We start from the raw sequence: 25966 nt of genomic DNA on the forward strand, positions 1-25966 counted from the left end.
CCCTAATCTGCCCGGCAAAGCTTACGCGGGGATGGTGGCAGATCGCCCGCGCGGATCAGAAGCCGCGCTCGATCCGCGAATAGACCATCTCGGTGAAGGTGGAGAGGTGCGCGCCGATGAAGGAGCCGGAGACGGCAACGACCAGGAGAATGACGATGATCTTCGGGACAAAGGTCAGCGTCACCTCCTGGATCTGGGTCAGGGCCTGGATCAGCGCAATGATGGTGCCAACCAGCATCGCGGCGCCGACCGCGGGCCCGGAGGCGACGATGATGGTCCAGATCGCCGCCTGGACGATGTCGAGAGCGTCGCGTTCGTTCATGACTGGCTGATCGTGAGTCCGGGCCCGACCGCGACCTTGGTGCCGTTCTCGAGGGTCGCGATGGAGCCGTCGGCGTTGATGGAGACCGAGACGACCTTGCCGCTGAAGCTGGCGCCGGTGGCGTCGGTGAAGCTGACGGTCTTGCCGATCAGGCCGTTGGCCTGCGACAACGACTGCGAGGACAGCAGCGCATCCAGCTTCGAGTTGGTCTGCATGGCCTGCTCGACCGTCGAGAGCTGCGCGAACTGGCTCATATATTGCGAGGTATCCATCGGATTGGTCGGATCCTGGTTCTTCATCTCGGCGACGAGAAGCTGAAGAAACGTGTTGTAGTCGACGCTGTTGCTCGAGGTCGAATTGGTGGAGCCGGTCGAACTGGACGACTTGCTCGTGCTGTCGGTCGCACTGTTGACGTTCATGTGCCTCTCCGCTGTCAGGCAGCCTGGAATGGGGACTCGGTGATGGCGCCGGCCAGGATGGCCTGCTCCACCGGGAACAGGGCCCGGATCCGCTTGAGCGCCTCGAAGTAGCGGGTCGCCTCGACCAGCTCGTCGACCGCGCCCAGTCCGTCCAGCATCTCGCGGCTCTCGCACACGGCGAACAGGGCCGCGTGATGCTGGGCATAGAGCGCCGCGGCGTCGCGGATGTCGGTCGGGTTCATCAGCATGAGCTGGACGATGAAGTAGAGCTGCCGCAGCGCCGTGGTGGCGTCGGACGCCTGCATGACCTGCCCTTCGAGCAGGAACATCACGTCGTTGACGAGCTCGACGGAGACCTTGCGGTCCACGCGTAGCACCGCGCCGTTGATGTAGATCCGTTCGCCCGCCCGCAAGGAGATCTTCATTAAAGAGCGTCTCGGATCAGGCGGTTGATTTCGATGAGCTGCATCACGTCGTTCGACCTCTCCTCGCGAAGCCGATCGGCCTCCTTGACGACCCACAGGCCAATCGAGATGATGTCGGCGCGCAGCTTGTCCGGGAGCCCGTTCTCGGGGTGCGAGAGATCCTCGATGAAGATCGTCCACAGCCGCCGCACATAGAGCAGGCTTTCGACCAGATCCTCGAGGCGAAACACGCCTCGCTGAATCCGCTCAAGCCGGTCGATGCCGAGGCTGAGCGCCTGCCGCTCGCGGCCCCGCGCTTCGTAACCGCTCTCGTCGACGACCGATTCATAGGCTTCAAACGTCATCAGCATCACTCTGCGCAGGAGACCGGGTAACAAGACGAGGTTGCGAGCCTCGGCTCTAGAGATAGTTGATGAGGCTGATCTGCTGGAGCTGCGAGGTCAGCGCGAGCGCCGTCTTGATCTGGGTCTGCAGGGTGTTGACGCGGACCGAGGCCTCGGTCGGGTCGACCGCCTCCAGCTTGACGATCTGGTCGTTGAGGATGTCCTTCTGGATCTTCAGCTTCTCGGTCGCGCCGGTGACCCGTTGCTGGATCGAGCCGACGGTCCCGCCGAGCACGGCGAGATCGTTGATCGCGCCGCTGACCAGACCGATCGCCTTGTCGACGACGACCTGAAACGTGTCCTTGCTCAGGCTCGTGTTCCCGAGATCAGTGAGCATGGTGTAGGCCTCGGCCAGCTTGCGGAAGCCGGGCTGGTTGGCGCTGACCGAGCTGTCGACGACCTCGGTCGTGGAGATGCGGCTCGACAGCGTCTGGTCCGTGGCCGACGACCAGTTGGTGTTCCAGGCCGGGCTTGCGAACTCGGTGTCAAAGGCATTGTCGAGGAAATTCTGCATCTGCGCCGGTGTGATTGTGCTCACTCCGGGTGCAGACTGCGAGAAGCCGAAGCCCGCAGGCGGTGCCGCCGCGAAATCCGCATCGACCTTGTTCTTGCTGGCCGAGCCGGCCGTGTAGTTCGTGATGGGCACGGTCTGCGTATTGATTCCGCCGAACAGATACGACCCGTTGTAGGAAACGTTGAGCGCGCCGATGACGTCCTGAAGGTTTGCGGACGCGCTCGGCAGGATGATCTTCGCGCCGCTCTCGGCGTCGCGGGCCGCGATCAGGTTCTTGAGGAATTCCGACGCGGTCTTGCCGAGCTGCGTGATCCGGTTCTGGGTCACGTCGAGGCGCCCCGCAACCAGCTCATTGGTGTCGACGAGCTGATCGGCGAAATTGAAATCGGCGCGCAGCGCCACGTCGCGGCCCGTTCCCGTGCCGAGCTCGAGACCGACATCGGCGAAACGGCCGGTGGTCGCCTCCTTCGAGGCCTTGGTCAGCGCGCTCTGGTTGTTCGTGATCGACGACCTCAACGACGAAGACAGCATCAGGGTCGAGATGTAGTTCGCGCTCATCATGACTTAATTCCCCACGGCAGCCAGCAGGCTCTGCAGCATCTCATCGACGGTGGAAATGATCTTCGACGACGCCGAATAGGTGCGCTCGACCTGGAGCATCAACGACATCTCGTCATCCATATTGACGCCGCTGACGTTGGACAGCGCCGCGGTGCTGCGGTCGAGCAGCGTATTCTGGTACTGGACGTTGTCGTCGGCGGTCTTGCGCTGGCTCTCGATCCAGCTCGCCGAGGAGGACGCGAACTCGATCACGCTGCCGCTCGGCTTGCCCTGGGCCGTGGCATCGAACGGCTGCGGCGCTTCCATCTTGTTGATGAGCTGCTGCAGCCGCGCCGAGAAGCCGGCGTTGCCGGTCGTGTTGTAATTATAGGCGGCAACGCCGCTGATCGCGCCGTCGCGCAGCAGGTTCGGGTTCCCGCCCACGGCCGGATCGACCGAAGCGGCAACCGAGATCCTCCCGGCGAGGCCCACAGAGATCGTGGCGCTCGCGGGCATCGCGGGCGCGCCGGGATAAGTGAACAGGCCGGGCCGGTCCGCCAGCGTCGGGACAGCCGACTGGTCGCTTTCCTTGAAGGCGTCGATCAGGCCGCGCGCGATCTCGTCGAGCTGGCTCTGATACGTGACCGTGTCCTTGTCGCGCAGCTGGGCCAGGCCGGCGAGCTTGCCGGACTTGAGCGGCATGACGGAATTGGCACCGGTCACGGGAACGCCGTCGATGAAGACGGCATTGCCCGTGGTGCCGGCGGTATAGGCGTTGGTCGGCGCAAAGCTCACGGCCCGCGCCGTCTTGTCGAACAGCACGACGCCGCTGTCGGTATAAAGCGCGGCATCTCCATTGGTCCGGATCGACATCGAGACGCCGACCTCCTGCGACAACCTGGAGACGATGCTGTCGCGCTGGTCGAGATAGTCGGTGACGTCGTCGCCGGAGATCGTGCCCTTCACGATGGCGGTGTTGACCGTCTGGAACTGGGACAGGAGCTGGTTGATGTTGGCGACCGAATTCGCCATGTCGGCGTCGGCCCCCTCGCGGACCGACTGCACCGCCTTGGTGGCCTGGTTGAGCCCGGTCACCATGTCCTTGGCGGACGTTACGGCGGCCTGCGCCAGGGTCGCGTTGTCGGTCGAGTTGGCGTATTGCTGCAACGCCTGCTTCAGCTTGTTGAGCTGGGCGGTCGGCGACTGCTCGAGCTCGGGATCGTCCACCGTCGCGGCCGCGATCTTCTGCAAGCCGTCATAGATCACGCTCTGCTTGGCCGAAGACGAGGTCGCGGTCAGCACGTTCGAATAGAGACCCGAACTGGCGGCGCGCTGGATCGCCGCGACATAGACGCCGGTGCCGGGGAGGTTGTCCAGCACGGCGATCTTGCGCGAATAGCCGGTGGCGCTGGCACCGGCGATGTTGCGCGAGATCGTCGACGACTGGATGCCCGACGCCATGAGAGAGGCGCGAGCGGAGTCGAGAGCGGCGGTAAGGGACATGATCTGCTCTTGCCGGGGGTGAGCGCTGGGGAATTCAGCGCTTCAGGTTGACGACGACGTCGAGCAGATCGGCGCCCGTCTGGAACGATTTCGAGTTGGCGGTGAAGCCGCGCTGCGCCTCGATCATCCCGGTGAGCTCGTCCGCGAGATCGACGTTGGAGTCCTCCAGCGCACCGGACTGGACCGTGCCGAGCCCGCCGGTGCCGGCATTCCCGGCCTGCGCATTGCCGGAATTCATGTTGGTCGAATAGACGTTACCCGGCTCGGGCGTCAGATTGTCGGGGCTCGCGACGTCGGCGAGCATGATCGTGTAGAGCGTCAACTGCTGCCCGTTCTTGAGGATCGCCGTCACATGGCCCGCCTCGTCGACATCGACCTTGTCGATCGCCGCGGGCACGCTGCCGTTGACGGTGGCCTTGAAGCTGAAGTCGGCTCCAACCTGCGTCATGTTCGACAGGTCCATGGTCATCGCCGCGCCGCCCGGGACCGTGAACGTAAGGCCCGTCGGGCTCGCCGCGGCCAGCGCGCCCTTTCCGGTCGCGGTGGTGTCGAAGGTGAAAGTGGTCGCGGCGGCGAGCGAGGTGCCCGTCGCGGAGTTGTAGACCTGAACCTGCCAGGTATCCGAGCCGGCCGCCGTCGCGGTGTGGGACATATAGACGTCGAGCGTAACGGCCTGACCGATATTGTTGTAGGCGACGATCGAGCTTTTCGACGAATATGACGCCGGACCGGGCGGACCGGCAATGACAGCCGCCTTCGGATCGAGATTGCCGGTCGTTAAGGTGCCCGCAGTTGACGGCACCGGCACCTGCGAGACCTGGGCGATGTTCACGATCTGCATCCCAGCCAGGCTGTTCTGCGAAAAATTGGTCACTTTACCGGGCTGGCCCAGAAGGTAGTAGCCGGCCGCGTTGACGAGGTTGCCCTGAGCGTCCGGCACGAAGGAGCCGGCGCGCGTCAGATATTGCTGCGTGTTGGTGGCGTTCGAGACCACGAAGAAGCCGTTGCCCTGCACGGCAAGGTCCGTGGACGACGTCGTGAACTGCGTATGCCCGGCGTCGCTGATGGCGTAACGGACGGTCGTCTCGACAGCGCCGGAGTCGTAATTGCCAGAGCCGCTCTTCAGGATCAGCGAGGAGAATTCGGTCGAAGCCCGCTTGTAACCGGTGGTGTTGACGTTCGCGATGTTGTCCGAAACCGTCGACAGCTTGTTGGACTGCGCGCTCATACCGGAAACGCCGGTGCGCATAACACCATACAGGCTCATGAAGTGGGCTCCTTTGGTAGGTTGCAGTTACAATGGGGGATCTTGCTTGCGCGGGGCTGATGGTTCGGAACCATGCACAACTTCACGTCGTCATGTCGTTTTCGGCTGACAAAACGAGCGTGCCTTGTCGGTCCAGGCGCCGAATCCGCTCGACACGAGGTGAGCCACGATGTGACAGACATAGCGCTTCTGCGCCGGCTGGTTGTTGGGGCCGGCATTGTAGCGAGCCACCGCCATGGTCCAGCTGCCCTCGCGCTGCTTGAGCTCTTTCAGGAAGCGCGCGGCATATTCGACGTTCTTCGCGGGATCGAACATCGCGCGCACCGAGGCGAACTTGTCGCCGTGATAGTAGTGATTGATCTGCATACAGCCGAGATCGATCAGCTTGATGCCCTTGCCGCGCATGGCCTGGAAATTTGCGATCGCATCATCCATGTCCCTGGCGAACACGGTCTGGCCGTCGGCGCCGAGGGCATAAGGATGCAGCGCGCCGCGGCGGCCGGTCTCGGTGAGACCGACTGCGTAGAGAATGCCAAGCGGAATCCCATGTTGCTGGGCCGCGCGCGCCATCTCGCGCTCGCAGGGGCGCGCGGCGTCGGTGGCCGCGTCCGCGGCGCCGGCATTACAGATAAACAGGGCCGCGACGAAGATGCGGCGCCACGTCCTGGTCATGACGCGTCTCCTGGCTGGGCTGGCGCTCCTGGCGGGCCTGCTTCGCGCCGCCATCGGATTGCCCCGACGACGTGCCTGCGCCACCGAACGCACCTTGCGACTGCGACGAAGGCTGTTGCTGGCCCGAGAGCTGCGGCTGCGACTGGCCGGAGCCGCTCTGGAATCCATCCAGCGAGCCGTGCTGCACGGGCGCGACGTCGGCGACATAACCCGCCGTCTGCATGAGATCACGGATCTGGTCGCGCTGCTGATCCAGCATCTGGCTCGTGTCCTTGCGCGCGGCCGCAAGGTGGACGGACACTTCGGTGCCGACGAGACGAAGGCGCACGGTGACGTTGCCGAGCGCGGGCGGCTCAAGATTGATGGTTAGAATCTTGAGCGGCTGATCCGGCGCATTGGTCTGGGATGCTGCGAGATCGGGCGCTGCGGACGCCGCCGGGGCTGCGGAGTCCTTCAGTTCGGCGACGACCGCATTGGCGACTTGTTGCGGGGCGTTGAACTGCGCCGGGGGCAGATGGGTCTCCTGCTGGACCACGGTGACCTTGGTCGTCTCGGGCAATGCGTCGCGCGTCGAGACCTTGGCGGCGCGTTCGACATTGGCCGTGACCGCCTCGAAGCCTGATGTCGCGGGCATGGCTTTGGCGGAAGCCTCGCTGCCTGGCTGCGCGGTCGCGGCTTGCGATGCATCGCCTTGTGCACGCGCGCCGGTCGGAACGGCAGCAGACGGCGCGGAATCCGCTGTCGTTGCCTTCGCCATGGCTGTGGCCGCAACTTCGCGCTTCGTCCCGGATGAGCGCTCGTCGCGCGCGGGCACGTCTTTCCTGTCGCCCGACTGCGACGGCATTTGCGGCTTCGCGGCCGATGCGGCAACGAGATCCTGTCCGACCATCACGGGAGCGTTCGGGCCGTTCGGAACGTCCGGCTTCGGATCATGGCCGACCGGACTTTGCGTCTCCGACGATTTGTCGGTCGTCTGGTCGCCAACCTTGAGCACGTCGGTCGCCTCGGTGCGCTCGTCCGTCTCGTCCTTCGACTTGTCCTTGCCCGCTGGGTGGGCCAGACGCGTGCGCAGCGCTCCGGCCTTCGCGGTCGCATCGCTGCCCTCATCGTTGAGTGCCTGCTTGGCGAGGTTCGAGACGGTGTGGAGCAGATCGTTGAACGACGAGCCAGCCTGCGATTTGGCCCCGGCGCTCTTTGCCGAACGCGACGTGCCGCGGATGTTGAGGCTCTCGGCGAGACCCGAGAAGAGCTGTCCGGAGGTTCCACTGAGCTTGGTCATGGGCGGCGGTCCCTGGTAAGGAGTTCGAGTTCGCCGAGCTGCTTCTGCGCGCGCGCGAGCGTCACGGTCGATGACGCCAGATCGAGACGCGCCGGCGTTGCCGGAGGCTTGTCGGAAGCAGTGGCGGATCCGCTCGGAAGCGGCTTGCGAATGTCAAGCGCAAGCTGCAGCGTGGCATTCAGAAGAGGCACGTCGCGCTCGGGCAGCTTCGACCGGTCGACTGCCTTCAGCTCGGCAAGACCGCCGTCATACTCGTCGGTGAGCGCCCGCGCGGCGCCGCGGAAGAAGTGCGCCCGCTCGCGGTCCGCCGAGGCGTCGGCGCTGAGCGTCAGCGCCCGTTCGCCGGCAAGCCGCGTCACGGCCATCTGCCCGCGCACCATCGCCGCGCGCGCGATCACGAGATAGAGCTTGAGGCGACTCGCGCGATCAATCTGCTCGAGCAGCGCTGCGATCCGCGCGAAGCGGCGATCGTCGAGCGCCAGACTCGATTGCGTCAGGCCCGAGGAAAAGCGCTGCCAGAAATCGCCGGCATAGATCGAGTTGCGGTAGTGGCGGATATAGGCCAGCGCCAGGAACTCGAACTTGTCGAAATCCTCCGCCTGCCCCACCAGCAGGATCTCGCGCCGCAACGCCGCCTCCTCCACCAGCGTACCTGGCAGGAGCAGGCGCGCATCGTCCAGACGCTCGATCGCGAGCGATGCCTCGGAACGCGCGAACAACGCGCCCTGGACCAGCGCGACCTGTCCGCCGAGGCCGGAGGACAGCGTCCGCGGCTTGACGTCCTTGAGCAGCTCCCGCGCTTCCTCCTGACGGCCCTCGACATAGGCGAGCGCTCCGTTGAACAGCCGCTCGTCGACGTTCATCTTGTCGCGCGGCAGCTTGCGGACGATCTGCGGCGCGCCGCCGCTGAGCAGGTAGATGACCGCAGCCTGGCTGTTCTGCGCATTGCTCCACACGCCCGGATCAGCGGCGAGAAACTTCTCTCCGATCTGCCGGATCAGCGTGACGTGGCTGCCATGCGCGGCGGTGTCACCGTTGGCGATGCCGTCCTGCACGGCTTGCAACGCGCGGACGAGCTCATAGGGCTCGCCCGACTGGCGCGCGGGTTGTGCGAGCGCGTTCGCTGCCGTGAACGGCAGGAGCAGCAGGGCGGCGCAGAAGAGCGGCCTCATCAAGGGCGCTTCTCACGAATCAGGATCTCGATCCGGCGGTTCTGCGCGGCCGCCGGATCGTTCGGAAGCTTCGGCCGGCGGTCGGCATAGCCTTCGACATGCTCGATCCGCAGTGCGTCGACGCCGGAGCGAACCAGCATGTAATAGGCCATCTGCGCGCGAGCGGTCGACAGCCGCCAATTGTCGTAAGTCTCCGAACGATACGGCCGATTGTCGGTATGGCCGCGGACGATGATCATGCCCTGGCGTTTCGTCAGCAACGGCCCGATCTTGTCGATCACGCGGATCAGCTCGGGCCGCGGCTCGGCCGAGCCGACCGCGAACATGCCGAAGCTCGCATCGTCGGTCAGGCTGATCAGAAGGCCTTCCTCGACCTGACGCACCTCGGCCGCCGGCCCGGCGCCCGCCTTGATGTCCGAGAGCGCGTCCGCGATCGCGGCCTGAAGCTGCTTGACGGTCGGCTGCTGGGTTTGCGCCGCATCGCGCGGCTCGGACTCCTTCGTCGTATCGTTGGGACGCGCCTGCGCGGCGGCGTTGGCTTGAACGCTCGCCTGAGCGCTGCCCTCGCGCGGGGCTTGCGCCGGCGCGGGCCCCGGCGGCAACAGCGGCGACAAGTTTGCGGACGACGCATCCGCGTTCGGCGCCAGGCTTCCGCCGGCATCGTCCGCCTTGGCACGACGCGGCTGCGGCTCGCCCTGATTTGTGCCTGAGGCGCCGTCGCGCGCGGAGGCAGTCGGCTTGGGCTCGCTCTCGATCATGCGATCGGCATCCTTGGACGCTTGCGGCGCCAGCTTCCAATAGCCGGGGTCGAAGGGATCGCGGTAGGCGTCGCCGCCCTTGAGACCATCCTCTTCGGCGGACGTCAGCGCGCCGGCGCGCCGCTGTCCCGTAGACTGGTTCGCGCTGTTCGCGATCTCGGAGAGCGTCGCATAGGGATCACGGAACAGAACTTTCTCTTCATAGGAGGCCGGCTTCTCGGCCGTCGGCGAGTCGCCGCGACGTTCCTCGTTCGAGCCGGCCGGCTGACGCTTGCCGTCCTGACCTTCGAATGAGGTCGGCTCCTTCTTGGAGAGATTCTTCAGGCCCTTCGGCGCGGGGGCATTTTCCGCCAGCTGGATCGGATTGAAATAGCTCGCGACGACCTGCTTCTGATCCTGGTTGAGCGCGTTGAGCAGCCACATGACCAGGAAGAACGCCATCATCGCGGTCATGAAGTCCGCATAGGCGATCTTCCATACGCCGCCGTGATGCGCCTCCTCAGCGAAAGCGCTGCGCCGGCGGACGATCACGAGTTCATGCTTGACCTCTTCCATGGCGGGTTACCGGCGTGCTTCCTTCAGGCGTTCGCTCCAGGCCGTGATCCGCGTCTCGATCACGGTCTGGTCGGCCACGACGCGAACCTCCAAGGTGTCGGCGGCCTCGTACTCGATGCCGGTGCGCCTGGACGTCTCGAGCTGCGTCTTCACGAGGTCAAGCAGCTCGCTCGGGCCAGTGACCTTGAACGCCGGCACCGACGAGTTGCCGGTCAGCGCCGCGATCTGCTCGACTAGCGATCCGATCGCCTTGTCGCGGACTGCCTCGGTGAGGAACGGCAGTAATATCCGCGCCACGGAGCTTGCGATGTTGGTCTCGATCTCGCGGCAAGCCGTCTCGAAGCCGCTCACGATCGCGACCGCCTGCTGGTCGGACCATTTGGCGCGCTCCTCGCCGAGACGGATCGCGCTGCGGACGCGCTCCTCGGCAAGCCTGGCGTCGCCTTCCGCGACGCCGGCCGCATGGCCGCGCCGGTAGGCGTCGTCCAGGAGATTGGCCGGCGGGGCTTCCGCCTTCAGCGCTGGAGACGGCGACTGCGGCAACGGCTGCGAATGGGCCAGGGGCTGCGGCGGGGGCTCGCGCATGACCTCCTTCGGCCTCGTCAGTACGTCCTGGATCCTGGGCGGCGGAGGCGGCGGTGATTTGACCCGGCCGTTCGCGTCGAACTGCGTCAGAAATTTTCCGATTGCCGCGTTCATGCCGCCTCCTCGCGTCGCATCCAGTCTTTAAGGATCGCTGCGGCTTGCGCCTGGTCGAGCCGGACGATCTGCTCCAGTCGCTTCTGCGGCGTTCGCTGCATCTTGCCTTCGAGATCTTCGACGAGATTGAGCTCGGGGTCCTGACTCTCGGCCAATGCAAGGGCCGCAGCAGCCTCGATCTCAGCGGCCTCGGCCGCCTCCACCTGCTCCTGCTCCGCGCGATGGGTCAGAATGCCGTTGACCGCTGGCCGCAAGCCGAACCAAACCAGCATCGACGCGACGGCCAGGATCGTCACCGCGTTGATGACGCTGCCGAGCTGCTTGTTGATCATCTCGACGAAGCTGATCGGCGGCACCGGCGCCAGCTCGCGCGAGCCCTCGATGAAGTCGACGGCCGTCACCTGGATCTGGTCGCCGCGCTGCTTGTCCAGTCCGCCGGCCGTCGCCGCGAGCTGGCTGATCTCGGCGAGCTTGCTGTCGACGATGGCCTGGTTGCTCTTGTCGCCGAGATCGGCGACCAGCCGCGCCCGATTGACCAGGACGGCGATGAAGAGCTTCTTCACCGAATAGCCGTCGCTCACCGTCGTCGTGGTCTTGGACGAGACCTCGAAGTTGGTGACATCCTCGCGGCGGGTCTTGTCCTCGCTGGAGTTCTTGCCGCCGCCGGCGTTGACCTGTTGATCGGGAAGGTTCTGCTGCACCGTGGTCGGCGTCGAACGGTCGGCGTTCTGCGAGGATTCCTTCTCGCGCACGTTCCGCACCGAACGCTCGGCCCGGCTTTCCGGATCGTAGACGGTCTCGTTGATCTGCCGCTTGTCGGTGGAGAGTTGCGGTGCGACGCTGACCTCGAAATTGTCGAGGCCCAGATACGGCGTCAGCGCCTTGCGGATGTTCTCCTGCACCATGCCGCCGACCGTCTTCTGGAGGCTCGCCATCTTGGTCGGAGCGGCGCTCGCCTCGTCCTCTTCGGCGAGCAGCATCGAGCCGTCGGCATCCAGCACCGTCACCTTGTCCCGGTTCATGCCTGGAATGGCGGCGGCGACGAGATGGCGGATCGACTGCGCCGTGCGTGCCTCGATCGCGCCGTCGGTGCGCAGCACGACCGATGCAGATGGCGGCTGCTGCGTCGCGCGAAAAGAGCCACGCACCGGCAGCACGATATGCACCCGCGCCGCCTTGACGCCCTTCATCAACTGCACCGTGCGCGCGATCTCGCCTTCCAGCGCCCGGAGCTTGGTGACTTCCTGCATGAACGAGGTCAGGCCGAGCGAGCCGATCTTGTCGAACAGCTCGTAGCCCGAATTGGCGCTGGTCGGCAGCCCCTTCTCGGCCAGCAGCATCCGCGCCTGCATGGTCTGGCTCGGGCGCACCGAGAGCGCGTCTCCGGCGGTATTGACGTCGAAGGTGATGTTCTGCTCGCGCAGCGCGGCGCCCATGCGCGTCACGTCTTCGCGGGTGAGGCCGGTATAGAGCGTCTCGAATTCAGGCCGGCTCAGATAGTACGCGCCGCCGACGACGGTCACGAGAACGGCAAAACCGATCAGGCCCAGGGCCATCAGGCGTCGCGGCCCAAGCTCCAGCAGATTGTTGAGCAGTTGCTGTACCTGCGCACGACTGAGCATATGACCTCGTACCAATGCGAACGTACGGGACACTCCGCTGCCAACCTTGTCTGAAGGTTGCGCGAGGACACGAATGTGTCAGTTCGCAGGCGAGGCGTTGCAATTTTACAAGAAGCCCGAGTGACGCGACCGGCCAGCGGCTACGTGCGCCTGGCCGCACGATCGGCCGCTGCGCATCGCATGAAATTCAACGTCGGGAGATCGATTGCGGGCATGTCGTGCCGTCGCGTCCGCCGGTCACGGCGGGGACCGTGCTCCCTCAAGGGAGCACGGTCGTTTTCGAAAGCGCCGCTTAGCCGCGGAACAGCGACAGGATGCTCTGGCTGTTCTGGTTGGCGATCGAGAGCGCCTGAACGCCGAGCTGCTGCTGGGTCTGCAGCGCCTGGAGCCGGGTCGATTCCGCGTTCATGTCGGCGTCGACGAGCTGGCCGATACCACGATCCACCGAGTCCATCAGCGACTTCACGAACTCAGTGTTGTTCGAGATGCGGTTCTTGATGGCGCCGAGGTTGGCGGCGGACTGGCTGACCGTGTTGATCGCGGCGGTGACCTGCGCGATGTAGGTATCGATCGTGGTCTGGTCGGCCGTCGAGTCGGTCAGCGCACCGATGTTGAGGCTGTCGACCGACGCGCTGCCGCTCACCGTATCGAGGATACCACTCGTGCTCGAGGTGTAGAGCGAGTAGTTGGCGACCGTCACCGTGATGGTGTTGATCGTCGGCGTGGCGCCGACGCGCGAGAACGACGACACCAGATTGACCGTGGCCGGGGTGGAGGCGTTGGTGCTCAGCCAGTTAACGCCGTTGAACGTCGCCGCATTGGCCACGTTCTTCATGTCCTGCTGGATCTGGGTGATTTCCGACTGGATCTTCTTGCGGTCGATACCGGCGGTCTTGGCTTCGACCAGCAGCGCCTGGAGCTTGGTCAGGCCGGAGTTCTGGTCGCCGATGACCTTGTTCAGAGCGGTGTATTCGGTGTCGACGGTCGCAGCCGACAGACCGAGCGAGTCGGAGACGGCGGAGAGCGCGGCGTTGTCGGCGCGCATCGAGGTCGCGATCGACCAATAGGCCGAGTTGTCCGAAGCGGTCGAGACGCGCTGACCGGTGGAGATGCGGTTTTCGGTCGTCTGCAGGTTGGCGCTGACATTCCGGAGGGTCTGGAGCGCAGTCATTGCAGCGGAGTTGGTAAGCAGGCTGGAAGCCATCTTTGATGTCCCTTTGAAAACAGATTGGATGGGGACATACCGGGCTTGCACCGGTACGACAGGGCGGCATCATGCCTTTGGGCTGCGGAAATGCGCGTAAACCCAATCCGTCGTAGCGGCCAGACTAGTCAACGAAGCTTGTGCGAGGCTTGTGGCGTTGTGATCCCGTTGCAACAGGGCAGCCGAAATCACCGTCCGCGCGTCAGGCAAACGAAAGGGCCGCGCTTCGCAAGAAGCGCGGCCCTCCTGAGATCGTCGAAGGCTTAGCGGAACAGCGACAGGATGCTCTGGCTGTTGTTGTTGGCGATCGAGAGCGCCTGAACGCCGAGCTGCTGCTGGACCTGCAGGGCCGCCAGGCGGGTGGACTCCTGGTTCATGTCGGCGTCGACGAGCTGGCCGATACCGCGATCCACCGAGTCCATCAGCGACTTCACGAACTCCGAGTTGTTCGAGATACGGTTCTTGATGGCGCCGAGGTTGGCGGCGCCCGAAGACACCGTGCCGATCGCTGCGGTGACCTTCGCGATGTAACCATCGAGAATGGTCTGGTCCGCAGCCGAGTCGGTCAGTGCACCGATGTTGAGGCTGTCGACCGACGCGCTGCCGCTCACCGTGTCGAGGATACCACTCGTGCTCGAGGTGTAGAGCGAGTAGTTGGCGACGGTCACCGTGATCGAGCTGGTGGTCGGCGTGGAGCCGACACGCGAGAACGACGACACGAGATTGACGGTCGTCGGCGTGGAGGCGTTCGTGCTCAGCCAATTGACGCCGTTGAAGGTCGCCGCGCTGGCGACGTTCTTCATGTCCTGCTGAATCTGGGTGATTTCCGACTGGATCTTGCTGCGATCGATACCGGCGGTCTTGGCTTCGACCAGCAGCGACTGGAGCTTGGTCAGGCCGGAGTTGCTGTCGCCGAGGACCTTGTTCAGAGCGGTGTACTCGGTGTCGACGGTCGCGGCCGACAGACCGAGCGAGTCGGAGACGGCGGAGAGCGCGGCGTTGTCGGCGCGCATCGAGGTCGCGATCGACCAGTAGGCGGCGTTGTCCGCGGCGGTAGCCACGCGCTGGCCGGTGGAGATCCGGCTCTGCGTGGTGGAGAGTTGCGAGCTGACAGACCGCAGGGTCTGGAGCGCGGTCATGGCGGACGAGTTCGTGAGCAGGCTTGACATTGCGAATGTCCCTTTATGTACGCGTTACATTTTCATCAGGGGACATACCGGACTTGCACCGGTACGGAGGGGCGGCATCATGCCTTTGGACTGATATGGGTGAGGTCCAACCCGCCGTGACGCCTTGCTAACACGTCGAATCTTGCCGGCGGATTAAGATCTGCCTGAATTCATCAGCAATATCATATGGTTAATATTACTTTCCGCTAACCATAACGCGCCGGGCCGTCGGTCGCCGCCGTTACGAGAACGAGCGCACCAGTCCGGAGGCGAGCAGATTCCAGCCGTCGATCAGCACGAAGAACAGCATCTTGAACGGCAGCGCCAGGATCGTCGGCGGCATCATCATCATGCCCATCGACATCGTCAGCGTCGCCACGATCATGTCGATGACGAGAAACGGCAGGATGATGAGAAATCCGATCTCGAACGAACGCCTCAGCTCGGAGATCATGAAGGCCGGGATGATGACGCGCAAATCGACACGCTTGTCGTCGAACTTCTTGCGAAAGCTCTCCGCGGCGAGCGACTCGAAGGTCTGCAGATCCTTGTCGCGGACATGGGCCAGCATGAACTCGCGGAACGGATCCGTGATCTTCAGATAGGCCTGCTCTTCCGAGATCTCGTTCTTCATCAGCGGCTGGACACCGGTCTCCCAGGCGCGATCGAACGTCGGCGCCATCACGTAGAAGGTCATGAACAGCGCGAGGCTGATCAGCACCAAATTGGCCGGCGTGGTCTGCAGGCCGAGCCCGGCGCGCAGGAACGACAGCGCCACCGCAAATCGCGTGAAGCTCGTCACCATGATGAGCAGTCCCGGCGCCACCGACAGCACCGTGATCAGCGCCATCAGCTGGATGATCCGGCCGCTGGTCGAGCCGTTTCCGGGCGGCAGCAGCGAGTTAAGGTCCGGTATCTGGGCGAGCGCCACTTCGGGCAGCACGACCAGAACCAACGCGAGCAGCAGGATTTTCACTCTCACTGAATCACCAGGGTCTCAATGATCAATTCGCGCACCTTGCCCGACGAGCGGATATTGGCGCGCTCGGTCAGGTCGTCGCGCAGATGCTGAAGCCCGCGCGATCCCTCGAATTGGGTCACCGTCGCCGACCGCAGATAGGTGACGATGTCCTCGCTGATGTGGGCGGCCAGGATGCCGGCATCCTCGTCGCTCATGCTCTCGGTCACCATGGAGGCTTCGATGCGGGCCCAGTTGTTGGCCGGCGCGGACAGATTGGTCACGATCGGAGACAGCTTCCTGAGCCGGGCGCTGCCGGCGTAGCTCGAGGCAAGCGGCGGCGGCGTGGCGGTCTTCTTCGCGTCGGCGACACGCTCGGCAGCCGCGAACAGATGCAGCCCGGCCAGCGCGCCCGCACCGATCGCGACAAGGGTCAGCGCCACGATGGCCGCAATCAGGCGCATCACGTCCCCTGCCCTCGCGACGCGGCCAGACCGGCGCGGACTTCAGAATGGTGCCACGGCGTCATAGATCCGATGTCCCCATCCAGGCTGCTGCACGTCGGACAGATTTCCGCGACCGCCATAGGACACGCGGGCTTCGGCGATCTTCTCGTAGGAGATCGTGTTGGTGCGCGAGATATCGCGCGGACGCACGATGCCGCCGACGTTGAGCACGCGCATCTCCGTGTTGACGCGAAACTCCTGCGAGCCGCTGATCATCATATTGCCGTTCGGCAACACGTCGGTGACGATGGCCGCGATCGAGAGCTTGATATCCTCGGTGCGATCGATCTGGCCGTTGCCCTTGATCTGGGTGTTGGTGCTGAGATTGGCGTTGGTCGATCCCTTGTCGCTCCACCCTGCGACGTCCATCAGCCAGTCGAGCCCGAACTTGACCTGCGAATCGCGCGAGCGCCCGGTCTTGTTGTCGAGCTTGGCCTTGTCCTGCATCGAGATGATCACGGTCACGACGTCACCGGTGCGCCGGGCGCGGGGATCGCGGTAGAGATCGGTGCCGTCGTCCCAGGTCGAGCGATAGCTGACAGGCGTGCGCATGCGCGGCGTCACCGGGATCGGATCTGCCTGGGTCCGGAGGCCACTGCCGACCGGCGACATTTGCGGGCCGGTCAGGACCTCGGACGGATCATGGAAGCATCCGGCCAAGGGCACGGACGCCAGCACGAGCGAGAGGATGAGGATCGGCTTCTTCATCTATTTGGTCTTTCCGTCATCCACGCGACGCATTCCGCCAAGCAGGTCGGCGAGGTGCGCCGCGCGTGCCGTATCCATCTCGTTGAAGATCGCGCTCGAGTTCCTCGGGCTGAGCTTGGCGAGCACGGCGGCGGCAGTCTCATCCGCCATGCCGGCAATCTGGGTCGCCGCAGCTTCGGGCTTCATGCGCGAATAGATCTCGACGACGCTGGCTTCGGCCTTCTTCAGGAAGTCATCGCGCAACGCCATCCACTTCTCATACTCGACGCGCTTGGCCTCGACCTCGGCGATCCGCTCGCGGAGCAGGCTCTCGGCCTTTTCCAGCTCCTTGAGCTGCCAGGCCAGCCTCGCATCGACGGCGGGGTCGGCGACGTTGCTGCAGAACAGGGCGACTTCATTGTCCGCGGATACAGCGGCCGGCGGCGCGGGTTTCGACGGCGCCGTGACGCTGCCGGGCTTGGCCGGACGTGCCGGTGCAGCTGGTGGTGCAGGTGCAGCCGCTGGCGTCTGGGAAGCAGGCACCGTGCCGGTAGTCGCAGGTCCCTGGTCTTCGGCCGCCCATGCCGTCGCCCGGATCGACGCATTGTCGCCTGGCATCGTGGTGACCGGCAGCGGCTTCTGCGGGCCGGAGGCGCGGGCGCGCGCGAAGGAGAGCAGATTGAGCGGCTTCGGCGGCTTGGCCTCGTCCAGGGCCAGCACGGGCGACGCGCCCGCGAGCACGGATGCCGCGACCAGCAGGAGGAGTTTGGTTTTGTGATCCAGCTTCAGCATCGGGCCGCGTGCGATTCTCGGTCGAGACCCCAGCATTGAGCGACCAAGCTTGCACGACGCTTGCGCATCATTGCACGATGACGTCGGCCTGGAGCGCACCAGCCGTCTTGATCGCCTGCAGGATCGCGATGATGCCCGACGGCTTCAGGCCGATCTGGTTCAGCCCGCGCACGAGGCGCTGGAGATCGACCCCGCTGAGGATAGCCACCTGCGATCCCGCCTCGTTGGCCTCGACCACGGTCTGCGGGACCACCACGGTCTGCCCTCGCGAGAACGGCGCCGGCTGCGACACCACGGGCATCTCCGTGACACGAACCGTCAGATTGCCGTGCGTCACGGCCACGGTCGATATCCGCACGTCGCGCCCGATCACGACCGTGCCGGTGCGCTCGTTGATCACCACCCGTGCCGGCGTGTCCGGCTCGACCGTCAGTTCGCCGATCTCGGCGAGGAAGCGGACAGGGCCGATGTGGCGCGGCTTCGACAGCACGATGGTGCGGTAGTCGCGCTCGAAGGCGATCTGCGCGCGGTAGCGTCCACCGGCGTAGCGGTTGATGGCGTCCAGGATGCGCGTTGCGGTAACGAAGTCGGGGTTCTTCAGCTGCAGCACCAGGAACTCCATCTCATGGAGACTTCCCTGCACCTCGCGCTCGACCAGCGCACCGTTCGGGATGCGCCCAGCCGTCGGCGTGCCCTGACTGACGTTCTGCGCCTGGCCTCCGACGCTGTAACCGGCGACCGTGATCGCGCCCTGCGCCACCGCATAGACGGCGCCGTCCGCTGCGCGCATCGATGTCATCACCAGCGTACCGCCGAGCAGCGACGTCGCATCGCCGAGCGACGACACCGTCACGTCCATGCGCTCGCCAGGCCCGATCGAGGGCGTCAGGTCCGCAGTCACCATCACGGCCGCGACGTTGCGCGTGCGCAGCGTCGTCGGACGCGTCGGATTGTTGGTGCTCGTGGTCTCGTTCCTGACGTTGATGCCCATGTTCTCGAGCATCGATTGCAGGGACTGCTCCGTGAACGGAGCGTTGCGAAGCGTATCGCCGGTGCCGTTCAGGCCGATCACGAGGCCGTAACCGACGATCTGGTTTTCGCGCAGACCCTTAATGTCCGCGATGTCCTTGATGCGGACGGCGGCATAGGCGCTGGCGGCCGAAAGCAGCAGGACGAGCGCAAGCAGGATTCTGGTCATGACCCGTCCACGACCTTCACGGTGCCGTCCGGCTGGACCACGCCCCTGATGATCACCCCGGTATCCGTATTGCGCACCGGGATGAGCGCGCCGGCCGCACCCGATTGCATCGCCGAACCGTAAGTGACGATGGACAGGCCGCTGTCTTCCACCACGACCTTGACCATGGCGCCGCGGGCGACGGTCCAGGGGTCTTCCACCGAGTTGGTTGGGATGGGCTGGCCCGGCAGCAGCGCGCGCCGCGCCATGCGGCCGACCAGGACCTGGCGCCCTTCGACGAACATGGCAACGCCAAGCAGGCTCGGCGCGAATGCGCGCTCGGTGATCATGTCGTCCCGGATCAGCTCGCCGGCGCGGATCGCAACCGCCGGCACCGGAAGCCGCTTCTCCTCGGCCTCGGCGAGGCGCGCCGAAGCCAGAACCAGCAGCACGGCGGCCAACCCGCGCACGATCAGGCCCACCCTGTTCAACATCGAGACACCGGAACTAGCGCATGCCCTTCGATACCGTCTGGGCCATTTCGTCCGAGGCCTGGATGACCTTGGCATTCATTTCGTAGGCGCGCTGCGCCGAGATCAACTCGGTGATTTCCTTGACCGGGTCGACGTTGGAGGCTTCGAGCCATTTCTGGTTGATCTTGCCGTATCCGGAATCGCCCGGCAGGCCGACGACCGGCGTGCCCGACGCCGTGGTCTCCTTGTAGAGATTGCTGCCCAGCGGCTCGAGGCCCGCCTCGTTGGCGAAGTTGGCGAGGTTGAGCTGGCCGATCTGGCGCGGGTTCACCTCGGTATCCAGCTTGGCGAAGACCTGGCCGGTCTGGTTGACCGTGACCTCGACCGTGCCCTGCGGTATTGTGATCGCGGGATCCAGCAGATAGCCGTCGATGGTGACGAGCTGGCCGTTGGCATTGGTGTTGAACGAGCCCGCGCGGGTGTATTGCACCTCGTTGTTCGGACCGAGCACCTGGAACCAGCCGCGGCCGTTGATCGCCATATCGTAGGGGTTACCGGTCTGCGTCAGCGCGCCCTGGATGTGCAGCTTGCGGATCGCCGCCGACTTGACGCCGAGACCGAGATTGGCGCCTTCCGGGATCGGCGAGGAGCCGTTGACGTTCGCGACGCCCTGCATGCGGTCCATCTGGTAGAACAGATCGGTGAACTCCGCGCGCGCACGCTTGTACGACGTCGAATTGATGTTGGCGATATTGTTCGCGATGACTTCGATGTTGGTCTGCTGGGCATTCATGCCCGTGGCCGCAATGGCAAGCGATTTCACAGCTTCATTCCTTCAGATCAAATCGACATCCGGACGACTTCTTGGTACGCCTGCACGACCTTGTCGCGAACCGCGACCGCCGTCTGCAACGCCTGCTCGGCCGACATCAACGCCTCCACGACCTTGCGCGTCGATTCCTTGCCCTGCATCGCCGAGATCGACGCCGCTTCGCCTGCCTTGAGCGTCCCGATCGCGTCGGTCGTCACCTGCTTCATCACCGATTCGAAGCCGACATCGTCGGTGGACTGAATGGCGGTCGGAGCCGCCGGCGAGATGGCCTGCGCCTCGGTCGCACGGCTCGCCGCTTGCCCAGCGGAAATCGCAGTGGATGAAATTGCCTCAAGCATTGTCAGCTCCTCAAGAGGTCGATGGTCATGCCGAGCATCGACCTCACCTGTTTCACGACCTGGAGATTGGCTTCATAGGACCGGTTGACTTCCCGCATGTCGGCCATCTCGATCATCATGTTGACGTTCGGCAGCTTGACGTAGCCGGCCTTGTCGGCAGCGGGATGTCCCGGGTCGTACTCCACGCGGTACGGCGTGGTGTCGACCCCGATCTCCTTGACCTTCGCCAGCTGCGCGCCCGAGGCGCGGTCCATCGCGGCATCGAAGGTGATGGTCTTGCGCTGATACGGATCGGCGCCGGCGGCACGCCCCGTCGAGGTCGCGTTCGCCAAATTCTCCGAGACGATGCGCATACGCGTCGACTGCGCTTCGAGCCCGGAGCTCGCGACCGTCAATGACGTTTGCAGTGAGTCCAGCATCTCAATTCACCTCAGCTCTTCGCGCTCGACAGCAGCATGCGGTGAAACGACCGCACGACTGCCGAGTTCATCGAGTAATCGCGACTGACGTCGCTGCCCTTGATCATTTCCTGCTCGAGGCTGACCGAATTGCCGGAGTGAACCACTTCCCAGCTGTCCTTCTTCGCGGTCGCCCGCGTGTCGGTCTCGGCCGCGGCCAGCTGCATGTGCGACGGCGACGTCATGGCAAGCCTCACCGGCATGCCGTCGAGCACCTTGTTGAAGGGCTCGACGTCGCGCGCCTTGAAACCGGGCGTGTTGGCGTTGGCGACGTTGGTGGCAATGGTCGACTGGCGGAGCTCGAGATAGCGCGCCTGCGACGATGCGAGTTCGAAGAGATAAAGCGGTCCCACGACAGCCCCGTTATTGTCCGTTGGGGCAAGCCTAGGGCGTTAAGCTTTCGTCAAGCTGTTGGGCAGGACGTCGTCCTCGGAATTCTACTGAACCTTCTCGGTTCGCGGCGCCTGCTTCGACTGCAGGAAGTAGATGATCTCGGCTACGGGGCGGAAAAACTCCGCCGGGATCACCTGATCGACCTGGACCGCCTCGTAGAGTGCGCGCGCCAGTGCCTTGTTCTCGATCACGGGAATCCGGTTCTGCTCGGCGACCTCGCGGATCTTCAGCGCGATCACGTCCATGCCCTTGGCCACCACGAGCGGCGCCGGATTTTCCTCGCGCTTGTAGCGCAACGCGATCGCGAAGTGCGTCGGGTTCGCGATCACCAGCGTCGCGCGCGATGCGGACGCGATCATCCGCTGCCGCGAGCGGTCGCGCGCCAGCGAACGCAGGCGCGCCTTGATCAGCGGATCGCCTTCCGCCTGCTTGTGCTCGTCCTTGATCTCCTGCTTGGTCATGCGCAGCTGGCGCCGCCAGTGGAAGCGCGCCCAGGCGAGATCGATCGCCACCAGGACGATGGTCGCGATGCAGATCGCCGAGACGATCCGCATCGCGATGTTGAGAATCATCTCCGGCAGCGCAACCGGATCGGTGTACATCGCCTCGAATGCCTTCGCCTCCGACGCGCGCAGCACGAAGGCGACCACGGAGGTCACCGCGGCCAGCTTGAACAGCGACTTGGCGAACTCGACCAGTCCCTGCGTTCCGAACAGCCGGCTCCAGCCGCTGATCGGAGAGATTCGCGACAGGTCGGGCTTGATGCGCTCCAGCACCAGGCGCGGCGCGTTTTGCAGCAGCGAGGCGGCGAGTCCGAACGCGCCGAGGGTGACGACCAGCGGCACCAGGAAGCGCAGCGCCTCGAGGCCGACCACGGTGAGCAGGTTCTGCGCGTCCGCGCCGGTCGAGAGCGGGAAGCCTTCGGGATCGTCCAGGAGGTTCTTCAACGTCGGCGTCAATTGCTGCACGCCCTGGCCGATCAGGAACGCCTGAATGACCATCAGCGCGGCCATCGAGGCGAAAATAGAGGCCTCCCGAGAGACCGGGATCTTGCCCTGTTCGAGCGCATCACGGACTTTCTTCTCGGTCGGCTCTTCTGTCTTGCTCTCCTGATCGGATGATTCTGCCATGCCCGTTCAGCGGTCAGCGGAAGACCAGCTCATCCTCCTGGTCGGGGTTGAGCTCGATTTCGCCCTTCTCCGCGAGGTCGAGCGCCAGGTCGGTGATGACGCGGCGCGCCTCCAGCACGTCGCGCTGGTTCGACGGCTCGCCGATGGCGAGCTCGTGCTCGACGACGCGGCGGACGCGCGAGGCGACCGCGGACAGGATCAGTTCGCGGAAATGCTTGTCGGTGCCCTTCAACGCGACGACGATACGATCGGTCGGCACCTGGTCGAAGATCATGGTGCGCGCCTTCGGCGCCAGGTTGATGACGTCGTCGAAGGTGAACAGCAGCTCCTTCAGCACTTCGGCCGATTTCGGCCGCTTCTCCGACAGGCTCTTCAGCATGTCCTCGATATGTCCGCGCTCCATCTTGTTGATGATGTCGGCGACGCGGGCGTAGGTGTCGGCGCCGAGGTTGCGGGCGAAGTTCAGCGTCAGATCCTCATGCAGCGTCTTCTCGAGCACCCTCATGGCGTCGTCGGCGATCGGCTTGAGGCTGAGCACGCGCCGCATCAATTCGTTGCGCAGGCTCGAGGGCAGCTGGCTCATGACCTTGGCGGCGCAGGCCGGCTTGACCTTGGACAGGATCAGCGCCGCGGTCTGCGGATGCTCCTTGGACAGGTAGCTCGCGAGCGAGTTTTCGGACACCGACGAGACACGGTCCCACACCGACCGGCTCGAATTGCCGAGCAGGTCCGACATGATCGCCGACACCTGGTCGGCTGGAAGCACGTCGCCGAGCACGGCCTCCAAGCCACCGAGGGTGCCGAGAATGTTCGCGCCCATCGAGAATTGCTGGGCGAACTCCTCGACGATGGATTCGAGTTCTTGCGCCGTGATCGGCCGCAGCTCGGCCGCGGCCTTGGTAACGATGCGAATGTCCTGCGGCTCGAATTGCGCAAGCACGCTCGCGGCCGCCTGCCGGCCCATGGCCAGTAGGAGCGCCGCGACCTTTTCCGTACCGCCCAGCGTGGCAACGCCTCGCTGTTTTACGGGAGCGATGCCGACCTGTGCCGCCATGGTCAGCTGTCACCCTGCCCTAGCGGCCCGACGATCTCCGTGAGCGAGACGCCGAAGCGGGAATTGTCCTCCTCGACGACGACCACCTCGCCGCGGGCGACGATGCGGCCGTTGACGACGACGTCGACGGGCTCGCCGACCCGGTGGTCGAGCGGAACCACTGCGCCGCGCCCGAGCTTCATCAGGTTCGCCACCGGAATGGTCGCCGATCCCAGCACCACCTGCATGGTGACCGGAATGCGCAGGATGGCATCGACATTGGCGAACTTGCCGCTCTCCTCCGCCGTGCGCGCGGCGATCTCCGCCAGCCGCTCCAACGGAGACGCTTCGGTATGGCCCTCGTCGGCGGCCGGTGCTCGCGTGGCAGACTCATAGTCGAAGGATTGCGCCATCTGGTATCGCCTCTTGGTATTTCCGCTCCCGGAGCGCCTTGGCGTTCCGCTCGTATTGGTTCTGCCGGCTCTCGCTTCAGTGCTTGTTCACCTCAGCGCCGCCTGCGCTCGCGGCCGGCGCGAGCCCGCTCCTCGCATCGAGCGCCGCGATCGCCTCATGGGCCTGATCGATCTTGGTGGTCAGCACGTTGGCGAGGCGCCCGAGATTGGCGGTGGAATCATGCGCCGCGGTGATGACAGTGTCGAAGGCGCCCGCGGTCTCGTGGACGATGGTGGAGAATTCGCCCTGGTAGCTGCGCAGCCGCGCCAGCTCGCGGTGCATCCGGGTCACCCGCATGCTGGTGAAGGCGAGCGCGATCAGCAGCACGGCATCAACGAGATAGGATATCATCGACGAACTCCCGTTTCTGATCCACGGGATCGGCCACCTGCATGGCGTAATAGCCATCGAGCTGGCCGATCTGACACCAGAACAGCACCTGATTGTTGCTCTCGAGGCGCGCCAGCGTGCGCGGCGTTGCCTCCAGCTCGAGCACCTGCCCCACCTTGAATTTCACGACGTCCTCGAGCGAAATCATCTTCTCGTCGAGCACCGCGCTCAGCGTCACTTCGGTGCGGTGAACCTCGCTCTCCATCTGCTCGCGCCAGCGCGGATCGGTCGCGCGGCCGTCGCTGACGACGACGTGAGCGAGCTTCTGCCTGAGCGGGTTGAGCGCGGAGTGCGGAATGATCAGGAACATCTGGCCGCCGCGGTAGAGTGCCTGCACCATCATGTTCGCACAGATCGACATGTTGCTGGCGCGCCCGATCGCCAGCGAGGCCATCGCCGTCTCGACCCGCTCGACGCGGAAGGTGACGTTCGACGTGCCGGCGAAGGCGCTCTGCAGCGCCTTGGCGAACCGCTCGAACAGCGCCTGGACCAGGCGGATCTCGATGTTCGAGAAAGTGCGTTCGACATCGAGCGGCGGTTCCGCGCCGTCGGATCCGAACATCGCCTCGACCATCGTAAACACGAAGTCGCGGTCCAGCATGATGATGACGCGCGAGTCCCACTGCTCGGCATAGAGCACCGCCGCGACCGCGTTGCCCTCGTAGTCCTTGATAATGTCGCCGAGAGGATCGTTGGTGATGCCGTTGACCGAGAAATAGCAGGGCGTTCCCGCCATCGGCTGCAGGCTGTCGGTACACGATGCCGCCATGCGATCGAAGATCACATTGAGCATCGGCATACGTTCGATCGATATGCCGGCCGCGTCCAGCAGGTAGTTCGGCAGCTGCTTGCGCTGATCGACCTCGACGTCTTCCATCATCATGCGCGGGCGGCCTTGGGTTCGGGCTCGGTGACGACGGCCTTGGGACCTGCGATGGTCTCGTTCTCGACGACGTCGATCGACGGCCGCTCGGTGCTCGCGATCATCTTGCGGCCATGCTCGACGGCGATCTGCGGCATGGCGCCGTTCATGAACGCCAGCAGCGTCTGCTTGACGATGATGTAGGGCCGGCACTTCTTCTCGCGCGTCATCTTGATCTTGATCGCGAAGGGCGAAAGGACGCCGTAGGACAGGAAGATGCCGGCGAAGGTGCCGACCAGGGCCGCGCCGATGAAGCCGCCCAGCAGCTTCGGCGACTGGTCGAGCGCGCCCATGGCCTTGATGACGCCGAGCACGGCGGCGACGATGCCCAGCGCCGGCAGCGCCTCGGACACCGTCACCAGCGCATGATAGGGCGCCAGCTTGCTCTTCACGATGGTGTGGATCTCCTCGTCCATCAGCGCCTCGATCTCGTGCGTGCGCGCGTTGCCCATGATGATGAGGCGGACGTAGTCGCAGATGAACTGGAGCAGCGAGGGATCTCCGAGCACGCTCGGAAACGCCTTGAAGATCTCGGAGGACGCGGGATCGTCGATATGGGCCTCGACCTCGTTGCGGCCCTTGCCCCTGAGCTCGCGCATCAGGGCGTGGAGCGCGCCGAGCAGATCAAGGTAGTAGCGTTGGCCGGGCACCGCGCCGGTGATGGCCTGCATGCAGGCAACGCCGGTATCCACCACCGTCTTCCACGGATTGGCGACGATGAAGGTGCCGACCGCGGTCCCCATGATGATGACGAACTCCCATGGCTGCATGAGCACGGCCAGATGCCCGCCCATGGCGGCAAATCCGCCGAGCAGCGCCGCTACCGTGATGAAAATCCCCACGAAACTGCCCAACGCGCCGCTCCATCGCCAATCCCACTGGGAATATCTAGTCGGCGAGCCTTGCGCGAAGCTGGCTTCC

The 25966-nt window shown here is 64.8% G+C and carries 31 protein-coding genes; all 31 read right to left on the minus strand.

Features of this window, described 5'->3' with window-relative positions:
* Positions 1-55: 55 nt before the first annotated feature.
* The 31 genes from fliQ to motA all read right to left on the minus strand — a co-directional run bounded on the left by fliQ (position 56) and on the right by motA (position 25899).
* The gene (gene fliQ / locus RAD04_RS07285) at positions 56-322 is read right to left on the minus strand and encodes a flagellar biosynthesis protein FliQ (protein ID WP_018318462.1); all 267 of its coding nucleotides are present in this window, start codon (positions 320-322) and stop codon (positions 56-58) included.
* Positions 319-741, minus strand: coding sequence for a flagellar hook assembly protein FlgD (gene flgD, locus RAD04_RS07290; protein ID WP_018318461.1), 423 nt, complete (start codon positions 739-741; stop codon positions 319-321). Before flgD ends, fliQ begins: the two co-directional genes overlap by 4 nt.
* Before the next feature lie 14 nt (positions 742-755).
* Positions 756-1166 carry a flagellar biosynthesis repressor FlbT gene (flbT, locus tag RAD04_RS07295; protein WP_461623234.1) on the minus strand — a complete coding sequence of 137 codons (411 nt, stop codon included), beginning with the start codon at positions 1164-1166 and terminating at the stop codon, positions 756-758.
* On the minus strand, positions 1166-1510 hold the full coding sequence (flaF, locus tag RAD04_RS07300; RefSeq protein ID WP_028145728.1) for a flagellar biosynthesis regulator FlaF: 345 nt from the start codon (positions 1508-1510) through the stop codon (positions 1166-1168). Before flaF ends, flbT begins: the two co-directional genes overlap by 1 nt.
* A gap of 55 nt (positions 1511-1565) precedes the next feature.
* Positions 1566-2624: a flagellar hook-associated family protein gene (locus RAD04_RS07305; RefSeq protein WP_461617588.1), complete on the minus strand. Its 1059-nt coding sequence runs from the start codon at positions 2622-2624 to the stop codon at positions 1566-1568.
* A gap of 3 nt (positions 2625-2627) precedes the next feature.
* Entirely contained in the window at positions 2628-4106 is a 1479-nt protein-coding gene (gene flgK, locus RAD04_RS07310; protein ID WP_461623235.1) for a flagellar hook-associated protein FlgK, read from the minus strand.
* A gap of 34 nt (positions 4107-4140) precedes the next feature.
* Positions 4141-5373, minus strand: coding sequence for a flagellar hook protein FlgE (locus tag RAD04_RS07315; protein ID WP_018318456.1), 1233 nt, complete (start codon positions 5371-5373; stop codon positions 4141-4143).
* 90 nt (positions 5374-5463) lie between these two features.
* On the minus strand, positions 5464-6045 hold the full coding sequence (locus RAD04_RS07320) for a transglycosylase SLT domain-containing protein (RefSeq protein WP_461623236.1): 582 nt from the start codon (positions 6043-6045) through the stop codon (positions 5464-5466).
* Positions 5996-7324 (minus strand): flagellar hook-length control protein FliK, encoded by a 1329-nt coding sequence (gene fliK, locus RAD04_RS07325; protein ID WP_461623237.1) that lies wholly within the window; start codon positions 7322-7324, stop codon positions 5996-5998. Before fliK ends, RAD04_RS07320 begins: the two co-directional genes overlap by 50 nt.
* Complete coding sequence (locus RAD04_RS07330; protein ID WP_461623238.1) at positions 7321-8499, minus strand: chemotaxis protein; 1179 nt, start codon at positions 8497-8499, stop codon at positions 7321-7323. The genes fliK and RAD04_RS07330 overlap by 4 nt, the downstream gene beginning before the upstream one ends.
* On the minus strand, positions 8496-9809 hold the full coding sequence (locus tag RAD04_RS07335; RefSeq protein WP_461623239.1) for a MotB family protein: 1314 nt from the start codon (positions 9807-9809) through the stop codon (positions 8496-8498). Before RAD04_RS07335 ends, RAD04_RS07330 begins: the two co-directional genes overlap by 4 nt.
* Before the next feature lie 6 nt (positions 9810-9815).
* Positions 9816-10508, minus strand: coding sequence for a hypothetical protein (locus RAD04_RS07340; RefSeq protein ID WP_461623240.1), 693 nt, complete (start codon positions 10506-10508; stop codon positions 9816-9818).
* On the minus strand, positions 10505-12130 hold the full coding sequence (gene fliF, locus RAD04_RS07345; protein WP_018318450.1) for a flagellar basal-body MS-ring/collar protein FliF: 1626 nt from the start codon (positions 12128-12130) through the stop codon (positions 10505-10507). The genes RAD04_RS07340 and fliF overlap by 4 nt, the downstream gene beginning before the upstream one ends.
* A 292-nt stretch (positions 12131-12422) precedes the next feature.
* Positions 12423-13334, minus strand: a complete 912-nt coding sequence (locus RAD04_RS07350; protein WP_461623241.1) for a flagellin N-terminal helical domain-containing protein — start codon at positions 13332-13334, stop codon at positions 12423-12425.
* 263 nt (positions 13335-13597) lie between these two features.
* On the minus strand, positions 13598-14503 hold the full coding sequence (locus RAD04_RS07355; protein WP_461623242.1) for a flagellin N-terminal helical domain-containing protein: 906 nt from the start codon (positions 14501-14503) through the stop codon (positions 13598-13600).
* Positions 14504-14744: 241 nt separating this feature from the next.
* On the minus strand, positions 14745-15485 hold the full coding sequence (gene fliP / locus RAD04_RS07360; RefSeq protein ID WP_018318447.1) for a flagellar type III secretion system pore protein FliP: 741 nt from the start codon (positions 15483-15485) through the stop codon (positions 14745-14747).
* The gene (locus RAD04_RS07365) at positions 15482-15925 is read right to left on the minus strand and encodes a flagellar basal body-associated FliL family protein (RefSeq protein WP_461617581.1); all 444 of its coding nucleotides are present in this window, start codon (positions 15923-15925) and stop codon (positions 15482-15484) included. Before RAD04_RS07365 ends, fliP begins: the two co-directional genes overlap by 4 nt.
* 42 nt (positions 15926-15967) lie before the next feature.
* Positions 15968-16675 (minus strand): flagellar basal body L-ring protein FlgH, encoded by a 708-nt coding sequence (gene flgH, locus RAD04_RS07370; RefSeq protein ID WP_091960834.1) that lies wholly within the window; start codon positions 16673-16675, stop codon positions 15968-15970.
* Entirely contained in the window at positions 16676-17446 is a 771-nt protein-coding gene (locus RAD04_RS07375) for a MotE family protein (RefSeq protein ID WP_461623243.1), read from the minus strand.
* A gap of 67 nt (positions 17447-17513) precedes the next feature.
* A complete protein-coding gene (flgI, locus tag RAD04_RS07380; RefSeq protein WP_461623244.1) occupies positions 17514-18644 on the minus strand; it encodes a flagellar basal body P-ring protein FlgI in 1131 nt (376 codons plus the stop codon).
* Positions 18641-19117 carry a flagellar basal body P-ring formation chaperone FlgA gene (gene flgA / locus RAD04_RS07385; protein WP_461623245.1) on the minus strand — a complete coding sequence of 159 codons (477 nt, stop codon included), beginning with the start codon at positions 19115-19117 and terminating at the stop codon, positions 18641-18643. The genes flgI and flgA overlap by 4 nt, the downstream gene beginning before the upstream one ends.
* A gap of 13 nt (positions 19118-19130) precedes the next feature.
* The gene (gene flgG / locus RAD04_RS07390) at positions 19131-19919 is read right to left on the minus strand and encodes a flagellar basal-body rod protein FlgG (RefSeq protein ID WP_018318441.1); all 789 of its coding nucleotides are present in this window, start codon (positions 19917-19919) and stop codon (positions 19131-19133) included.
* Between the two features lie 17 nt (positions 19920-19936).
* Positions 19937-20266 (minus strand): flagellar hook-basal body complex protein FliE, encoded by a 330-nt coding sequence (locus RAD04_RS07395; protein WP_018318440.1) that lies wholly within the window; start codon positions 20264-20266, stop codon positions 19937-19939.
* Between the two features lie 2 nt (positions 20267-20268).
* Positions 20269-20685: a flagellar basal body rod protein FlgC gene (flgC, locus tag RAD04_RS07400; RefSeq protein ID WP_461623246.1), complete on the minus strand. Its 417-nt coding sequence runs from the start codon at positions 20683-20685 to the stop codon at positions 20269-20271.
* A gap of 11 nt (positions 20686-20696) precedes the next feature.
* A complete protein-coding gene (gene flgB / locus RAD04_RS07405; RefSeq protein WP_461617578.1) occupies positions 20697-21077 on the minus strand; it encodes a flagellar basal body rod protein FlgB in 381 nt (126 codons plus the stop codon).
* Positions 21078-21161: 84 nt separating this feature from the next.
* Positions 21162-22247: a flagellar biosynthesis protein FlhB gene (gene flhB / locus RAD04_RS07410; protein WP_461617577.1), complete on the minus strand. Its 1086-nt coding sequence runs from the start codon at positions 22245-22247 to the stop codon at positions 21162-21164.
* Positions 22248-22260: 13 nt separating this feature from the next.
* Entirely contained in the window at positions 22261-23301 is a 1041-nt protein-coding gene (locus RAD04_RS07415) for a flagellar motor switch protein FliG (RefSeq protein WP_091960819.1), read from the minus strand.
* Between the two features lie 2 nt (positions 23302-23303).
* Positions 23304-23693 (minus strand): flagellar motor switch protein FliN, encoded by a 390-nt coding sequence (gene fliN, locus RAD04_RS07420; RefSeq protein ID WP_091960816.1) that lies wholly within the window; start codon positions 23691-23693, stop codon positions 23304-23306.
* A gap of 76 nt (positions 23694-23769) precedes the next feature.
* Positions 23770-24084 (minus strand): hypothetical protein, encoded by a 315-nt coding sequence (locus RAD04_RS07425; protein ID WP_461623247.1) that lies wholly within the window; start codon positions 24082-24084, stop codon positions 23770-23772.
* Positions 24065-25006 carry a flagellar motor switch protein FliM gene (locus RAD04_RS07430; RefSeq protein ID WP_028145750.1) on the minus strand — a complete coding sequence of 314 codons (942 nt, stop codon included), beginning with the start codon at positions 25004-25006 and terminating at the stop codon, positions 24065-24067. Before RAD04_RS07430 ends, RAD04_RS07425 begins: the two co-directional genes overlap by 20 nt.
* Positions 25003-25899 carry a flagellar motor stator protein MotA gene (motA, locus tag RAD04_RS07435; RefSeq protein ID WP_028145751.1) on the minus strand — a complete coding sequence of 299 codons (897 nt, stop codon included), beginning with the start codon at positions 25897-25899 and terminating at the stop codon, positions 25003-25005. Before motA ends, RAD04_RS07430 begins: the two co-directional genes overlap by 4 nt.
* Positions 25900-25966 lie beyond the last annotated feature (67 nt).

This window comes from Bradyrhizobium sp. 25ACV (genome assembly GCF_054863005.1).

Bases quoted from the DNA above. Each gene is read 5' to 3' on its own strand.
- RAD04_RS07335 (WP_461623239.1), bottom strand. From the start codon at position 9,809: ATGGAAGAGGTCAAGCATGAACTCGTGATCGTCCGCCGGCGCAGCGCT.
- fliQ (WP_018318462.1), bottom strand. From the start codon at position 322: ATGAACGAACGCGACGCTCTCGACATCGTCCAGGCGGCGATCTGGACC.
- RAD04_RS07430 (WP_028145750.1), bottom strand. From the start codon at position 25,006: ATGATGATGGAAGACGTCGAGGTCGATCAGCGCAAGCAGCTGCCGAAC.
- flgH (WP_091960834.1), bottom strand. From the start codon at position 16,675: ATGAAGAAGCCGATCCTCATCCTCTCGCTCGTGCTGGCGTCCGTGCCC.
- RAD04_RS07340 (WP_461623240.1), bottom strand. From the start codon at position 10,508: ATGAACGCGGCAATCGGAAAATTTCTGACGCAGTTCGACGCGAACGGC.
- RAD04_RS07320 (WP_461623236.1), bottom strand. From the start codon at position 6,045: ATGACCAGGACGTGGCGCCGCATCTTCGTCGCGGCCCTGTTTATCTGT.
- RAD04_RS07315 (WP_018318456.1), bottom strand. From the start codon at position 5,373: ATGAGCCTGTATGGTGTTATGCGCACCGGCGTTTCCGGTATGAGCGCG.
- RAD04_RS07350 (WP_461623241.1), bottom strand. From the start codon at position 13,334: ATGGCTTCCAGCCTGCTTACCAACTCCGCTGCAATGACTGCGCTCCAG.
- flhB (WP_461617577.1), bottom strand. From the start codon at position 22,247: ATGGCAGAATCATCCGATCAGGAGAGCAAGACAGAAGAGCCGACCGAG.
- RAD04_RS07355 (WP_461623242.1), bottom strand. From the start codon at position 14,503: ATGTCAAGCCTGCTCACGAACTCGTCCGCCATGACCGCGCTCCAGACC.
- flaF (WP_028145728.1), bottom strand. From the start codon at position 1,510: ATGACGTTTGAAGCCTATGAATCGGTCGTCGACGAGAGCGGTTACGAA.
- flgK (WP_461623235.1), bottom strand. From the start codon at position 4,106: ATGTCCCTTACCGCCGCTCTCGACTCCGCTCGCGCCTCTCTCATGGCG.
- fliK (WP_461623237.1), bottom strand. From the start codon at position 7,324: ATGACCAAGCTCAGTGGAACCTCCGGACAGCTCTTCTCGGGTCTCGCC.
- fliF (WP_018318450.1), bottom strand. From the start codon at position 12,130: ATGCTCAGTCGTGCGCAGGTACAGCAACTGCTCAACAATCTGCTGGAG.
- RAD04_RS07395 (WP_018318440.1), bottom strand. From the start codon at position 20,266: ATGCTTGAGGCAATTTCATCCACTGCGATTTCCGCTGGGCAAGCGGCG.
- flgD (WP_018318461.1), bottom strand. From the start codon at position 741: ATGAACGTCAACAGTGCGACCGACAGCACGAGCAAGTCGTCCAGTTCG.
- flgI (WP_461623244.1), bottom strand. From the start codon at position 18,644: ATGACCAGAATCCTGCTTGCGCTCGTCCTGCTGCTTTCGGCCGCCAGC.
- RAD04_RS07375 (WP_461623243.1), bottom strand. From the start codon at position 17,446: ATGCTGAAGCTGGATCACAAAACCAAACTCCTCCTGCTGGTCGCGGCA.
- flbT (WP_461623234.1), bottom strand. From the start codon at position 1,166: ATGAAGATCTCCTTGCGGGCGGGCGAACGGATCTACATCAACGGCGCG.
- flgA (WP_461623245.1), bottom strand. From the start codon at position 19,117: ATGTTGAACAGGGTGGGCCTGATCGTGCGCGGGTTGGCCGCCGTGCTG.
- RAD04_RS07425 (WP_461623247.1), bottom strand. From the start codon at position 24,084: ATGATATCCTATCTCGTTGATGCCGTGCTGCTGATCGCGCTCGCCTTC.
- RAD04_RS07415 (WP_091960819.1), bottom strand. From the start codon at position 23,301: ATGGCGGCACAGGTCGGCATCGCTCCCGTAAAACAGCGAGGCGTTGCC.
- RAD04_RS07365 (WP_461617581.1), bottom strand. From the start codon at position 15,925: ATGCGCCTGATTGCGGCCATCGTGGCGCTGACCCTTGTCGCGATCGGT.
- flgC (WP_461623246.1), bottom strand. From the start codon at position 20,685: ATGCTGGACTCACTGCAAACGTCATTGACGGTCGCGAGCTCCGGGCTC.
- fliN (WP_091960816.1), bottom strand. From the start codon at position 23,693: ATGGCGCAATCCTTCGACTATGAGTCTGCCACGCGAGCACCGGCCGCC.
- RAD04_RS07305 (WP_461617588.1), bottom strand. From the start codon at position 2,624: ATGATGAGCGCGAACTACATCTCGACCCTGATGCTGTCTTCGTCGTTG.